Raw genomic sequence first — 13,204 nt, 5'->3', positions numbered from 1 at the left:
TTACACGCTATACGTCAAGCTCCGCCACGGCGAAGCGGGCGTTCTGCTGGATGAAGTCGAAGCGGGCTTCGGCCTTGCGGCCCATCAGGCGCTCGACCAGGTCCATGATTTCGTCCTCGCTCTCGGGCAGGGTGACGCGGGCCAGGGTGCGCTTCTTCGGGTCCATGGTGGTCTCCTTGAGCTGGGCGGCCATCATCTCGCCCAGGCCCTTGAAGCGCCCGATCTCGACCTTCTTGCCCTTGAAGGTGGTGGCCAGCAGCTCGTCCCGGTGCGCGTCGTCGCGGGCGTAGTCGCTGAGCGGCCCGGCGCTGATCCGGTAAAGCGGCGGCAGGGCCATGAACAGGCGCCCCTGGCGGATCAGGTCCGGCATGGAGCGGTAGAAGAAGGTGATCAGCAGGGCGGCGATGTGGGCCCCGTCCACGTCGGCGTCGGTCATGATGACGATGCGCTCGTAGCGCAGATCATCGACGCTGAACCGGCTGCCCGCCTGCACCCCGAGCGCCAGCATCAGGTCGGTCAGCTCCACGTTCTGGCGCAGCTTGTCGGCGGTGGCCGAGGCGACGTTCAGGATCTTGCCGCGCAGGGGCAGGATGGCCTGGGTGGTGCGGTCCCGCGCCTGCTTGGCCGAGCCGCCGGCCGAGTCGCCCTCGACAATGAACAGCTCGGTGCCGGCCGCCGCCTGGCGGGAACAGTCCGACAGCTTGCCGGGTAGGCGCAGCTTGCGGGTGGCGGCGGCGCGCTGGACTTCCTTGTCCTTGCGGCGGCGCAGGCGATCCTCGGCCCGGTCGATGACGAATCCCAGCAGGGTCGAGGCCTGTTTGGGGCTTTCGGTCAGCCAGTGGTCGAACGGATCGCGCACCAGCTGTTCGGTCAGGCGCTGGCCCTCGGGCGAGGACAGACGGTCCTTGGTCTGGCCCTGGAACTCTGGATTGCGGATAAACACCGAAACCATGGCCCCAGCGTTGGCGATCACATCCTCGGCGGTGATCAGGTTCGCGCGCTTCTCGCCCGACATCTCGCCGTAGGCCTTCAGGCCCTTGACCAGGGCGGCGCGGAAGCCCGCCTCGTGCGTCCCGCCGTCCGGCGTCGGTACCGTGTTGCAGTAGGACGAGACGAAGCTGTCGGCGTCGCCGAAGCCGATGGGCGACCAGGTCACGGCCCATTCCACGGCCCCGGCCTCACCCTTCTTCTCTACCCGGCCCGCGAAGGCGGGGGTGACGGTGTCGATCTCGCCGATGCGCTCGGCCAGGGCGTCGGCCAGACCGCCGGGGAAGTGCAGGGTCGCCTCGGCGGGCGTGGCGTCAGTGATCCGCTCCGGCGCGCAGGTCCATTTGATCTCCACGCCCCGGAACAGATAGGCCTTGGACCGGGCCATGCGGTACAGGCGCGCGGGCTTGAACGCCGCCCCGTGGCCGAAGATTTCCTCGTCCGGCCGAAAGCGGATCAGGGTGCCCTTCTTGCGGCTGGTCCCGATCTGTTCGATGGGCCCCAGCGGGTGCCCCCGGCTGAAAGACTGACGCCATTCGTGCCCGTCGCGCCAGACGGTGACATCCAGCCGTTCCGACAGGGCGTTGACCACCGACACGCCCACGCCGTGCAGTCCGCCGGAGGTTTCATAGGCCTTGCCGGAAAACTTGCCGCCCGAGTGCAGCACGGTCATGACCACTTCCAGCGCCGACTTGCCCGGATGCTTGGGGTGCGGGTCCACCGGAATGCCCCGGCCGTCGTCGCGCACCGACAGGAAGCCCTCGGCGTCCAGATCCACGGTGATCAGCTTGGCGTGGCGGGCCACCGCCTCGTCCATGGCGTTGTCCAGCACCTCGGCGAACAGGTGGTGCAGGGCCCGTTCGTCGGTGCCGCCGATGTACATGCCGGGCCGCTTGCGCACTGGCTCCAGCCCTTCCAGCACCTCGATGGACGAGGCGGAATAGGCGTTGGCCGCCCCGCCTGTCGGGGCCGGATGCGTCTCCACCGGCGCGGCCACAGCCTCGGGCGCGGCGGGGGCCTGCACCTTCAGTTCGGGCGTGTCCGCCTTGGGGGCGGGCTCGGGGAGATCGTCAAACAGGGAAGCAGAAGAAGCCATGCGCCAGTCTTGCCGCGATTCGGGGAGCGATCAGCTAAGCCTCGACGCCGCCCGTAGCAAGCGTCAGCGGTTCAGCATACGGGCATGGGCGGGCAGGGGCCTCGCCGTAGGCCGTCGTGCGGGTGCTCGACGCCTTGGCTCGTCGATGACTTCCGGCGGCGTCAACGGCGCAAAGGCCCGCGCCAGCACCGCCATGAACAGCACCCACGGCAGGTCCTGGTGCCGCAGCAGCACGCTTTCCGACAGGCTCAGCAGCAGGAACGCCGCCAGGTAGCCCGCCGCCCAGAAGCCTTCCTGACGGCCCGCCACCGGCAGGCGCAGGAAGCTGCCCATGACCCCGACCACCACCACGGCCCCCACCGACCACACCCCGATCCAGCCCAGCTGGATCAGCACCTCCAGCCAGCCCTGGTGCGCCGAGGGCACGTCCCACTGGTTCTGCACGCGGATATAGTTGGCCGGGTCCGAATGCAGGCCCCAGAAGGCGGCGTAGCCATAGCCGGTCATGGGCCGCTGCTCGCTGAACCGGCCGATGGCCTCCCAGATTTCGGTCCGCCCGGTCAGGGAAGGGTCCTTGCCGAGCGCTTCGAGAATGAACTCCGGCGCGGCGAACAGCACGCCCACCAGCGCCGCCACCGCCACCACGCCGGTCCAGACCCCGGCGACGGCCAGGGCCGGTCCGATCTTTCGCAGCACCCACAGCCCGCCGATCACCGCGCATGCGGCCATCAGGCAAAGCAGGGCGGTCTTGGACTGGGTGCCCAGGATCATCAGCACGCAGAACGGAAAGGCGATCATGGCCAGCAGGCGGTGCGGTCCCGGCGAGGCCAGCACGGCAGCGGCCGCCACGGCCCCGGCCACCATGACCCAGCCCATGGTGTTCTTCTCGTACCAGACCCCGCGCCACAGGCCGGCGTTGACGTCCTGGTGAATGCCGATGGAGGGCAGGGCGACGACGAAGATCAGGCTCAGCACCGCCAGGATCAACGCCGTCTGGGTCAGCAGGATCGGCAAGCGCCGACCCGGCCAGGCGGCGGCCAGATAGACCGCGAAAAAGGTGCTCATCACCAAGGCGATCACCCGCCGGATGGTGATGTCCGGCGCCAGCGACCAGTAGCGCGACGCATAGGCCAGCAGGGCCAGCAGAAGCAGCAGCAACAGCGGAAACCACAGCCGCGCCATGGCTTCGTATCGGCTGGCCATCAGGCCCAGGATCGCCGCATAGGCCGGCAGCCAGGCCAGCCTCAGGATCGCCGAATCCGCGCCCCCGCCGCTGGACGGCGCGAACACCGGCCCCAGAATGGCGCCCGACAGCATGATCAGCAGGATGATCGACGCCACGCGCTCCCACATGGCCGGCTCCCGATAGCCGGGCGGCGGCGTCCTGTGCGGGGGCTGGGCGGGTGCGTGAGTCACGCGGTGGAGGTTGCGCGCGGGGCGTTAAGGATTGGCTTACCGGGAAAGCGTGGCCGCTGGTCGGCGGTAGCCACCTGTGCAACTCTTCACAGGTTCAGGAGGGGAGGGGCTTCATGCTGAAGCGGCTGTTTGGCAAGGGCACGTTTCTCGACCCTGACGTGGAGGACTGGCACCTCCAGACGTGGGGGCTTTTGCTCCAACGGCTCGGTGCGCAGGTTTCTCTGGCGGAAACGCCCGTCGCCCTGCCCACGCGCGAGTACTTTCCGCCGACTGAAGCAACCGGCCATGCCCGCGCCGAGCACGTGTTCGCCTGTGTGAAATCCGTCATGGGCATGGAGGCGTGGCCGGTTTCACTTGAATCCCAGACGGAACGACGGGGAGGCGAGCGGATCGCCGAGTTCGCGTCTACGGAGGCGGTTGACGCGCCGGCGGGAACATTCCGTATCGAGGCGGACGGACGGGTGGTGATCACCTACTCACCGGAGCTCGTTGATCGGCCCGGTGATCTGGTTGCGACCCTGGCTCATGAACTGGCTCACTACCTGCTCGCCAGCCACGAGGAACTTGTCGAGGACGAGACCCACGAGCTTATGACCGACCTTGCGGTCGCCTATGCCGGCCTGGGTCTGTTCGGGGCCAATGCGGCGTTCAGCTTCGGCCAGCACGGTGACGCCTTCAGTCAGGGATGGTCCTCGCAATCTTCGGGCTATCTCTCACCACGAAGCTGGGCCTTCGCCCTGGCTGTGTTCGCGCGGCTGCGCGGCGACGATGGCGGCATCGAGCCGTACCTGAAGCCGGAGATCGCGTCGCTGCGCCGGGATGCCTTGCGGTATCTCGACAAGCATCCCGATTTGCTGGCCACCTTGCGCCCGGCCTGATCAGGTCTTCTCCACGAACGTATCGATCACCTTCTTCTCGCCGGCCTTTTCGAAGTCCACCACCAGCTTGTTGCCCTCGATGGCGCGGATGGCGCCGTAGCCGAATTTCTGGTGGAACACGCGCTCGCCTCGTGACCAGTCGGACGAGGCCTTGGGATCGGCGGTGGCGATCAGGCGGCCCTTGCCCTCGATGACGGCGTTGCGGGCCATGCGGTCACGGGGTGTGGTCGAGGCGGTGAAGCTCTGGGCGCGCTTCCAGCCGGGACTGGAGTATCCGGCGCCGAACACCGGCGTGTCGTCCCAGCGGGATTTCGCCTCTTTCAGGCCCGGCCCGGCGCCGTAGTAGCCGGTGTCGCTCTCGGCCTGCACATGGTCGATGGGCAGTTCGTCCACGAAGCGGCTGGGCAGCTGGCTGGTCCAGCGACCGTAAACGAGACGGTTGGCGGCGAAGCTGATGCGCGCGTCCTCGCGGGCCCGGGTGACGCCCACATAGGCCAGCCGCCGTTCCTCCTCCAGACCCTTCTCGCCCTTCTCGTCGATACTGCGCTGGGACGGGAACACCCCTTCCTCCCAGCCGGGCAGGAACACCAGCGGGAACTCCAGCCCCTTGGCGGCGTGCAGGGTCATGATCTGCACCGCATCCTCGCCTGCGCCCCGGTCCAGATCCATGACCAGAGAGACGTGCTCCAGATAGGCCTGCAGGCTGTCGAACGCCTGCATGGACTGGGTCAGCTCCTTGAGGTTGTCCAGCCGCGTCTGCCCGCTGGCCCGGTCGGCGCGCTGCATGTCGGTGTAGCCGCTTTCCTCAAGGATGGTCTCGGTCAGCTCCCAGTAAGGCACGGTCGCCGCCATGGCGCGCCAGCGGTCCACATCGCGCACGAAATTGGACAGGGCCGTGCGGGTGCGGGCCTGAAGCTCATCGGTGTTGATCAGGCCGCGCACGGCGGTCAGGGCGGACAGGTTGTGCTGGCGCGCGATGGCCAGAATCTTCTGCACCGAGGTGTCGCCGATGCCGCGCTTGGGCGTGTTGACGATGCGCTCGAACGCCAGATCGTCGTCCTCGGACTGGATCAGCCGCAGATAGGCGTGGGCGTCGCGAATCTCGGCCCGTTCAAAGAAGCGCGGCCCGCCCACCACGGTGTAGGGAATGGCCAGCAGGACGAAGCGCTCCTCGAACGCCCGCATCTGGAACGAGGCGCGCACCAGAATGGCGATGTCGCTGTATTTGCGGCCCGCGCGGCGCTGGGTCTCGATCTCGTCGGCGATCAGGCGGCTTTCGGCCTCGCCGTCCCAGACGCCCTGCACCCGCACCTTCTCGCCGCCGTCGGCCTCGGTCCACAGGGTCTTGCCCAGACGCCCCTTGTTGGCCTCGATCAGGCCCGAGGCGGCGCCCAGGATGTGCGAGGTGGAGCGATAGTTCCGCTCCAGCCGGATCACCTTCGCGCCCGGGAAATCCCGTTCGAAGCGCAGGATGTTGTCCACCTCGGCGCCGCGCCAGCCATAGATGGACTGGTCGTCGTCGCCCACGCAGCAGACGTTGCCGGTGGAGGACGACAGCAGCCGCAGCCACAGGTACTGGGCCACGTTGGTGTCCTGATACTCGTCCACCAGAATGTATTTGAAACGCCGCCGGTACTCCTCGGCCAGATCCGGGTTTTTGCCCAGAATGGTCAGATTGTGCAGCAGCAGGTCGCCGAAATCGCAGGCGTTCAGCGAGACCAGCCGCGCCTGATAGGCGGCGTACAGGCCCTTGCCCTTGCCGTTGGCGAAGTCCTCGCCGGACGGCAGGGTGTCAGGCGTCCAGCCCCGGTTCTTCCAGTGGTCGATCATCCCGGACAGGGACCGGGGCGTCCAGCGCTTGGTGTCGATGTTGGCCGCTTCCAGCAGCTGCTTCAGCACCCGCTCCTGATCGTCCATGTCCAGGATGGTGAAGCTGGACTTCAGGCCCACCAGCTCCGCATGGCGGCGCAGGATCTGGGCGGCGACGCTGTGGAAGGTGCCCAGCCATCGCAGGCCCTCGGCCGACGGACCGATCAGATGGGTGATCCGCTCGCGCATCTCGCGCGCCGCCTTGTTGGTGAAGGTGACCACCAACAGTTCCCACGGCCGCGCTTTTCCTGTCGCCAGGATGTGCGCCAGCCGCGTGGTCAGAACCCGCGTCTTGCCGGTGCCCGCGCCTGCCAGAACAAGCACCGGCCCCTCGGTGGTCTCGACCGCCAGTCGCTGTTCGGGATTGAGCCCGGCCATGTAGTCGCCGGCGCCTTGCGGGGCGCCCTCGGGCGGACGGGCGCGGGCCAGGTCGGAAATGCGGGGAGACGGAAGATCGGTCACGAAACGAAGGGCTGCCTGATGCGGATTCGAAAGGGGAGAACATAAGTAGCACGCGCCGACGCGCCAGCGCGACCGCAGGGAACCGCAAGGCTTCGATTCCGTTTCGGCTCCATCGGAAATCAATGGGAGGACTCAATCATGGCGGAAGACGGCAAGGGAGGCGGTAACTCCGGCCTGGCGTTCATCGTCGGCGGACTGGTCGTGGTGGTGATTGTCATCGCCTGGTTCCTGTTCGCGGGCGGCGGCATGCCGGGCGGCGAAAAGGACGTGGATATCGATGTCAGCATGCCAGAGGCGCCCGCCGCGCCCGGCGGCGAATAAGGAATACGCTTCATGACCGACCCCAATCTGCCCCCGACCTCGGCCCCGCCGCCGGAAGAGCCCCGGTCCCAGACCACCATCCACAACAACGCGCCCCCGCCCCAGAAGTCGGGTGGGAGCAGCGGCTGGCTGATCTTCATCGTCGGCGGCCTGGTTGTGCTGGTGGCGATCCTGGCCTGGGTGTTCTGGTCCGGCGGCGCCATGACCCCGACGCCGGAGGACCGCGACGTGGACATCAGCATCGAGGCGCCCGATCTGCCCGACATGCCCGAGCCCCCGGCCAACCCGCTGCCGGACGCCCCGGCCCCGGAACCGGCCCCCGCCCCGGCAGAGTAAGTCTGATATGAAGATGACGCCCCGGCCCCAGCGGCCGGGGCGTTTTTCTATGGCGCGATCGGATGACGCCCGCGCCAGTCCAGCGCCGTCAGCCGACAGGCTGAGGCCAGCGGCCGCCGCCCCCGCTGCGTATCGATGCGCGCCACCAGCCCTGCGGCGGTGAGGCCGTCATGGGCCGCGATCTCGTCCAGCACCGCCCAGAACTCCGGCTCCAGCGCCACAGAGGTGGCGTGGCCGGCGAGCAGGACGGAGCGTTTCTTCAGGGTCGACACGTCAGGCTTCCATCCACGCGGGCCAGTGGCGGCAGGTTAGACTGCAAGTCCGCGCTGGTCATCACCGCAGGCCGGTCAGGGCCACTTCACCTCGGGCGGCATGGAGCTGAGGATGGAGTCCACATTGCCCCCGGTCTTGAGGCCGAAAGTGGTGCCCCGGTCGTAGAGCAAGTTGAATTCCACATATCGTCCACGCCTTACCAACTGCTCCTCGCGTTCGGCCTCCGTCCAGGGTTCGCCCATCCGCCCGCGCACCAGGCGGGGATAGACGTCCAGAAACGCCAGGCCCACGTCGCGGGTGAAGGCGAAATCCCGATCCCAGTCGCCGCTGTCGTGGTGGTCGTAGAAAATGCCGCCGATGCCACGTTGTTCGTTGCGGTGGGGCAGGAAGAAATACTCCTCACACCAGGCCTTGTACTTGGCGTGCCAGTCCGGGTCGTGGGCGTCGCAGGCGGCCTGCATGGCGGCATGGAAATCCGCCGCGTCGGGGAAGTCTTGTTGTCGCTGATACGCCAGCAGCGGGGTCAGGTCGGCGCCGCCGCCGAACCAGCTTTTGGTCGTGGCGATGAAGCGGGTGTTCATGTGCACGGCGGGCACGCGCGGATTGCGCATATGGGCGATCAGGCTGATTCCCGTGGCGAAGAAGCGGGGATCGTCCGCCGCGCCCGGCACCTGTTTCGCGTAGTCGGCGGGGAACTCGCCGTGGACGGTGGAGACATGCACGCCCACCTTTTCGAACAGGCGGCCGTGCATCATGCCCATGACGCCGCCGCCGCCCGCCTCGCGCGTCCACGGGGTGCGGACGAACCGGCCCGGTTCGCCCGGATAGAGGTCGGCGGGGGCTTCGTCCTCCAGCGCCTCGAAGGCGGCGCAGATGCGATCGCGCAGCTCTTCGAACCAGGCGCGGGCGCGGGACTTGCGGTCTTCCATGACGGGATCGGTGGTGTCGGTCATGGGCCGATTGAAACCACGGTTGAGGTGCGCGCAACAGACCCAGCGTTCGCGGGCGCTTGTGTCGCAGGGACGAGGCGGACACTCTGGCGCCGTCCGAACAGGGAGTCGCGTCATGAACCGTTTCGCCGCCGCCGCCGTTCTCAGCCTCATGATGGCTGTACCCGCCGCATCCCAGACGCCTGAACAGGCGCGCGCGATCCTTGCGACCACGCCGCTGATCGACGGCCATAACGACCTGCCCTGGGCCCTGCGCCAGCGGTTCGGCTCGAATGTTCACGCGGTTGATCTGACGCAGGATCAGTCGGGACTGACGCCGCCGCTGCATACGGACATCCCCCGCCTGCGATCCGGCGGGGTGGGGGCCCAGTTCTGGTCCGTTTATGTGCCCGCAAGCATGGAGCCGCTGGAGGCCGCGCGCGCCACCTTCGAACAGATCGACGTGGTCAACCGCATGCTGGCCGCGCATCCGGACGCCTTCGAATTCGCCGCCACCGCTGACGATGTTGAGCGCATCCATCGTGAGGGCCGTATCGCGTCGATGATCGGCATCGAGGGCGGATATTCCATCGCGGAGTCCATGGGCCTGCTGCGCCAGTTCTTCGAGGCGGGCGTGCGCTACATGACCCTCACTCATTCGGCGACGATCAGCTGGGCCGACTCGGCCACCGACGCGCCGCAGCATGACGGCCTGACGCCCTTCGGCGAAGAGGTGGTTCGCGAGATGAACCGGCTGGGCATGCTGGTGGACCTGAGCCATGTGTCCGAGGCCACCATGATGGACGCCATGCGCGCATCCGCGGCGCCGGTGATCTTTTCCCATTCCTCGGCCCGCGCCGTGACCGATCATCCGCGTAATGTGCCCGACAGCGTGCTGCGCCTGATGCCCGAGGACGGCGGGGTGGTGATGGTGACCTTCGTGCCCAGCTTCGTGAACGAGGACGTGCGCGCCCACGGGGCGGCCATGACGGCGGAGCGCGCGCGGCTGCAGTCGCTCAACCCCGGCGACCCGGATGCCGTGACGGCGGGTCTGGAGGCGTGGCGAGATGCGAACCCGGCGCCGGTCGCCACCATTTCCGACGTGGCGGATCACATCGACCATATTCGCCAGATGGCGGGCGTGGATCATGTGGGCCTGGGCGGTGATTTCGACGGGGTCGGCTCGCTGCCCGAGGGCCTGACCGGTGTGGAGACCTATCCCGCCCTGCTGGCGGAACTGATGCGGCGCGGGTGGTCGGAGGCGGACATCCGCAAGCTGGCGGGCGAGAACGTGCTGCGTGTCATGCGGGCGGCGGAGGCGACGGCGGCCAGCATGGCGGACCAGCTCCCATCCCTGGCGCGCATCGACGGCTAGATTTCGGCCCGGGCCAGACGCAGGAAGCCGGCCACATCCACGGTCTCGGCCCGCGCGTCAGGCTCGATCCCCGCGGCTTCGCACAGAGTTGCGCCGCCAAGGGATTTCAGGCTGGATCTCAGCATCTTGCGGCGCTGGCCGAAGGCGGCGGCGGTGACCTGTTCCAGGCGTTTCAGCACTGCCGGCTCGGGCCGATCGGCGCGCGGCGTCAGATGGACCACAGCCGAATCCACGCGGGGCGGCGGGGTGAAGGCGCGGGCCGGCAGATCCATGACCACGCGCGCCTCGCACACCGCCTGGCTGATCACCGCCAGACGGCCATAGGCGTCGTCGCCCGCGTCGGCGGCGACCCGCTCGGCCACCTCCTTCTGGAACATCAGGGTCAGGGCGTGGGGCGTCCACGGGCCCGTCAGCCACTTGATCAGCAGGGGCGTGCCCACATTGTAGGGCAGGTTCGAGACCAGATGCGCCGGACCATCGACCAGTTCGGTCTCCCTCACCTTCAGGGCGTCGGCCTGGATGATCTGCAGCCTGCCCGATCCGTCGTCCAGCTCGGTCAGCAGCGGGACGAAGCGCGGATCCTTCTCGACCAGAACCACCTTGCCCGCATCGCTCTCAAGCAGGGCGCGGGTCAGGCCGCCGGGGCCGGGGCCGACCTCGATCACCGTGCGACCCTCGAACGGCCCGGCCAGACGCACGATCTTCCGCGTGACGTTCAGGTCCAGCAGGAAATGCTGGCCGAAGCTCTTCTTGGCCGAAAGCCCGTGGGCGTCCAGCGTTTCGCGCAGGGAAGGAAGGTTGGTCATGACGCGGTGCGGCGGGCGTCGGCCATTTGAGCCGCCAACCGAATGGCGGCGATCAGGCTGTCGGGCCGGGCGACGCCCTTGCCCGCGATATCGAAGCCCGTGCCGTGGTCCGGCGAGGTGCGGATGATCGGCAGGCCCAGGGTGGCGTTCACCCCGCCCCAGAAGTCCAGCGTCTTCACCGGGATCAGGGCTTGATCGTGATACATACAGATGGCCGCGTCATAGCCGCGCCGCGCCTCATCATGGAACAGGGTGTCGGCGGGCAGGGGGTCGGTGATGTGAATCCCTTCGGCGCGCAGGGCCTCCGCCGCAGGTTTCAGGATTTCGACTTCCTGCAGACCCAGGGCGCCGCTTTCACCCGCGTGCGGGTTCAGGGCCGCCATGGCCAGGCGGGGCCGTGCAATGCCGAAGTCCCGCTTCAGGCACTCATGCACCACCGTCGCCGTGCGGCGGATGCGAGCGGCGGTCACCAGTTCCGGAACCTCGTCCAGCGACACGTGGATCGTGACCAGGCAGGCACGCAGGTCCCTGGCCGTCAGCATCATGACCGGACCGCGTGTGCCCTTGTAGGGACTGTCTGCGGTCAGTTCGGCGATGAACTCGGTATGGCCCGGAAACCGGAATCCGGCGGCGTACAGCGGCGCCTTGGCGACGGGGGCGGTCACCAGTCCGGAGACGTCCCCGGCCAGCGCCAGATTGACCGCCTGTTCGATCCAGTCGGCCACGGCGCCGGCGTTGGCCGCATCCGGGACGCCGGGGCGCACCTTTACGGGCAGGGGGTGATCGATCACCGGGATCCGGGTTTCAAAAACCTTCGCGGCGCTTTCCGGTGAAGCGATCACCTCCACCGGGGCATGGGCGCCGAGCAGTTGTGCGTCTCCGATGACCGCGAAGGTCATGTCGTGCTGTCCGCGAAGGCTGTCCCACGCCCTGGCGATGATCTCGGGGCCGACGCCCGCCGGTTCACCGAGGGTCAGGGCCAGCGGCGGGCGCACCGTCGTGGCGGGCCCTCCGCTCATGACTCAGCTCTTGAAATCGATATGCGCGTCTTCCCGGAGATCGCGGATATAGCGACGCGCCAGCATGGAGAGTTGCTGTCCGCGCAGGCGGTTCTGGATCTCGTTGAAGTTGGGCGTCTCGGTCCCACCGGCGCGGCGACCGCAAACCGCGAGAAGATGCACGCCGAGCGGCGTCCTGACCGGAGCACTGATCGTGTTGACCTCCGCCGAGCGCGCCACCTGCTGGAACTGGGGCGCCAGATCGTCCACGTCCGACTCACCGAGATCAGCGCCCAGCAGGCCGTCTTCCTGCCGCGAGCGTTCGATGATGTTGTCGCAGGTCAGTTCGGAGCGAAGGGCGTTGAGGCGCTCGGTCGCGGCGGCGACGGCCTCATCGGAGGCGTCTGCGTCGGCCTCGATCATGACCTGCCGAAGGTTGACGAGACTGGTCGAGGAACCGTCCCGCTTGTCCCGCAGGTAGATGATGTACACCCCGCCTTCCACCGGTATGGGTCGCGAGAGCTGGCCGGGCTCCATGTTGTTCAAGGCGGTCTGCAAGCCCTGGGGAACCTCGCCTTCGATCAGCCAGCCGGCGTCGCCGCCGCTGGCGGCCGACGGGGCGGCCGAGAACTGGCGGGCCACCGCCATGAAGGGCGCGCCCTGGATGATCTGCTGCACCAGTTGGTTGGCGCCGTTCATGGCCTCCTGCTGCCCACCCACACGCGATGCGTCGATGAAAATCTCGCCCACGAGATACTGCGGGCGACTGGCGGCGGCGGAAATCCGTTGAATGGTCTGTTCGACCTGATTGCGGCCGACACGGGCGCGGGGGCCGAAGCGGCCGCTGACCAGCGCCTGCCAGCCGGTCTCGACGCGAATCTGTTCGCGGACTGTTTCGGGGCGAACGCCGGCCTCCGAGAGATAGCCGAGATAGGCGTCGGGGGTGATGCCGACCGACTGGGCGACGAGCGCCAGTTCGGAGTCCACATCCGCGTCGGGAATCTCGACCTCATAGCGGGCCAGTTCCTGCCGCTGCAGCTTTTCGTCGATGAGGTTGTTCAGCGCCTGCTGCTGAATGGCCGGCAGGTTCTCCGCCGTGGGCTCAACCTGCGTCATGGCGATGAGCAACAGCATGCGCTGGCGCAGTTCGAAGCTGGTGATCGGATCGTCGTTGACAAGGACCACCAGGCCCTCCGCCAGATCGAAATCCGGCGCCGCGGCGGGTCTTTGCGGCGACTGTTCGGAGGACGGGTTGACCTGGCCCGCAACGGGCGTATCCGGCGCGGTCTGCGCCGAAGCCTGTTGAACCGGCGCCGCCGAAACCAGAATGGCCGCGACCGCGACCCCCGCCGTGTAACGCTTGAAAGGCATGTCTCGTCTTTATCCCTGGATCCGCTCGATGCTCATTTGGCCGAGCGTAGCGATGAATGGCGCCCATATCATGGTTCGGAAGTTGAT

General features: G+C 67.8%; 12 protein-coding genes. 4 read left to right on the top strand and 8 right to left on the bottom strand.

Annotated elements, in window-relative coordinates; genetic code table 11:
• Positions 1–7 precede the first annotated feature (7 nt).
• Positions 8–2,083 (bottom strand): DNA topoisomerase IV subunit B, encoded by a 2,076-nt coding sequence (gene parE / locus ACI8U3_RS09570; protein ID WP_415014647.1) that lies wholly within the window; start codon positions 2,081–2,083, stop codon positions 8–10.
• A 63-nt stretch (positions 2,084–2,146) separates the two neighbouring features.
• Positions 2,147–3,436: an O-antigen ligase family protein gene (locus tag ACI8U3_RS09565; protein ID WP_415014646.1), complete on the bottom strand. Its 1,290-nt coding sequence runs from the start codon at positions 3,434–3,436 to the stop codon at positions 2,147–2,149.
• A 176-nt stretch (positions 3,437–3,612) separates the two neighbouring features.
• Between ACI8U3_RS09565 and ACI8U3_RS09560 the strand changes: the two genes are divergently transcribed.
• Positions 3,613–4,377 carry a hypothetical protein gene (locus tag ACI8U3_RS09560; protein ID WP_415014645.1) on the top strand — a complete coding sequence of 255 codons (765 nt, stop codon included), beginning with the start codon at positions 3,613–3,615 and terminating at the stop codon, positions 4,375–4,377.
• On the opposite strand, the gene ACI8U3_RS09555 is transcribed toward ACI8U3_RS09560, so the two are convergent.
• Entirely contained in the window at positions 4,378–6,708 is a 2,331-nt protein-coding gene (locus ACI8U3_RS09555; protein WP_415014644.1) for an ATP-dependent helicase, read from the bottom strand.
• Between the two features lie 138 nt (positions 6,709–6,846).
• Between ACI8U3_RS09555 and ACI8U3_RS09550 the strand changes: the two genes are divergently transcribed.
• Both ACI8U3_RS09550 and ACI8U3_RS09545 read left to right on the top strand, forming a co-directional pair.
• Positions 6,847–7,029 carry a hypothetical protein gene (locus tag ACI8U3_RS09550; protein WP_415014643.1) on the top strand — a complete coding sequence of 61 codons (183 nt, stop codon included), beginning with the start codon at positions 6,847–6,849 and terminating at the stop codon, positions 7,027–7,029.
• 12 nt (positions 7,030–7,041) lie between these two features.
• Complete coding sequence (locus ACI8U3_RS09545; protein ID WP_415014642.1) at positions 7,042–7,365, top strand: hypothetical protein; 324 nt, start codon at positions 7,042–7,044, stop codon at positions 7,363–7,365.
• 47 nt (positions 7,366–7,412) lie between these two features.
• Here the strand turns inward: ACI8U3_RS09545 and ACI8U3_RS09540 are convergent, their stop codons facing one another.
• Both ACI8U3_RS09540 and hemF read right to left on the bottom strand, forming a co-directional pair.
• Positions 7,413–7,637, bottom strand: coding sequence for a ribbon-helix-helix domain-containing protein (locus tag ACI8U3_RS09540; RefSeq protein WP_415014641.1), 225 nt, complete (start codon positions 7,635–7,637; stop codon positions 7,413–7,415).
• A gap of 75 nt (positions 7,638–7,712) precedes the next feature.
• On the bottom strand, positions 7,713–8,591 hold the full coding sequence (hemF, locus tag ACI8U3_RS09535) for an oxygen-dependent coproporphyrinogen oxidase (RefSeq protein ID WP_415014640.1): 879 nt from the start codon (positions 8,589–8,591) through the stop codon (positions 7,713–7,715).
• A gap of 112 nt (positions 8,592–8,703) precedes the next feature.
• Here hemF and ACI8U3_RS09530 point away from each other — a divergent pair, with 112 nt between their 5' ends.
• Positions 8,704–9,942: a dipeptidase gene (locus ACI8U3_RS09530; RefSeq protein WP_415014639.1), complete on the top strand. Its 1,239-nt coding sequence runs from the start codon at positions 8,704–8,706 to the stop codon at positions 9,940–9,942.
• Here ACI8U3_RS09530 and rsmA read toward each other — a convergent pair.
• The 3 genes from rsmA to ACI8U3_RS09515 are packed head-to-tail and all read right to left on the bottom strand — an operon-like array spanning position 9,939 to position 13,117.
• The gene (rsmA, locus tag ACI8U3_RS09525) at positions 9,939–10,748 is read right to left on the bottom strand and encodes a 16S rRNA (adenine(1518)-N(6)/adenine(1519)-N(6))-dimethyltransferase RsmA (RefSeq protein WP_415014638.1); all 810 of its coding nucleotides are present in this window, start codon (positions 10,746–10,748) and stop codon (positions 9,939–9,941) included. The two genes, ACI8U3_RS09530 and rsmA, sit on opposite strands and share 4 nt — an antisense overlap.
• The gene (gene pdxA, locus ACI8U3_RS09520; RefSeq protein ID WP_415014637.1) at positions 10,745–11,767 is read right to left on the bottom strand and encodes a 4-hydroxythreonine-4-phosphate dehydrogenase PdxA; all 1,023 of its coding nucleotides are present in this window, start codon (positions 11,765–11,767) and stop codon (positions 10,745–10,747) included. The genes rsmA and pdxA overlap by 4 nt, the downstream gene beginning before the upstream one ends.
• A 3-nt stretch (positions 11,768–11,770) precedes the next feature.
• The gene (locus tag ACI8U3_RS09515; RefSeq protein WP_415014636.1) at positions 11,771–13,117 is read right to left on the bottom strand and encodes a peptidylprolyl isomerase; all 1,347 of its coding nucleotides are present in this window, start codon (positions 13,115–13,117) and stop codon (positions 11,771–11,773) included.
• Positions 13,118–13,204: the final 87 nt, after the last annotated feature.

It is taken from the genome of Brevundimonas sp., assembly GCF_047617075.1.
Taxonomy (GTDB): domain Bacteria; phylum Pseudomonadota; class Alphaproteobacteria; order Caulobacterales; family Caulobacteraceae; genus Brevundimonas.
Note: the sequence above shows the minus strand (reverse complement) of the source record. Positions and strands in the feature narration are given on the sequence as shown.

Excerpts from the sequence above, each read along its gene's own strand:
- parE (WP_415014647.1), bottom strand. The coding sequence starts at position 2,083 with ATGGCTTCTTCTGCTTCCCTGTTTGACGATCTCCCCGAGCCCGCCCCC.
- ACI8U3_RS09565 (WP_415014646.1), bottom strand. The coding sequence starts at position 3,436 with ATGTGGGAGCGCGTGGCGTCGATCATCCTGCTGATCATGCTGTCGGGC.
- ACI8U3_RS09560 (WP_415014645.1), top strand. The coding sequence starts at position 3,613 with ATGCTGAAGCGGCTGTTTGGCAAGGGCACGTTTCTCGACCCTGACGTG.
- ACI8U3_RS09550 (WP_415014643.1), top strand. The coding sequence starts at position 6,847 with ATGGCGGAAGACGGCAAGGGAGGCGGTAACTCCGGCCTGGCGTTCATC.
- ACI8U3_RS09545 (WP_415014642.1), top strand. The coding sequence starts at position 7,042 with ATGACCGACCCCAATCTGCCCCCGACCTCGGCCCCGCCGCCGGAAGAG.
- hemF (WP_415014640.1), bottom strand. The coding sequence starts at position 8,591 with ATGACCGACACCACCGATCCCGTCATGGAAGACCGCAAGTCCCGCGCC.
- ACI8U3_RS09530 (WP_415014639.1), top strand. The coding sequence starts at position 8,704 with ATGAACCGTTTCGCCGCCGCCGCCGTTCTCAGCCTCATGATGGCTGTA.
- rsmA (WP_415014638.1), bottom strand. The coding sequence starts at position 10,748 with ATGACCAACCTTCCTTCCCTGCGCGAAACGCTGGACGCCCACGGGCTT.
- pdxA (WP_415014637.1), bottom strand. The coding sequence starts at position 11,767 with ATGAGCGGAGGGCCCGCCACGACGGTGCGCCCGCCGCTGGCCCTGACC.
- ACI8U3_RS09515 (WP_415014636.1), bottom strand. The coding sequence starts at position 13,117 with ATGCCTTTCAAGCGTTACACGGCGGGGGTCGCGGTCGCGGCCATTCTG.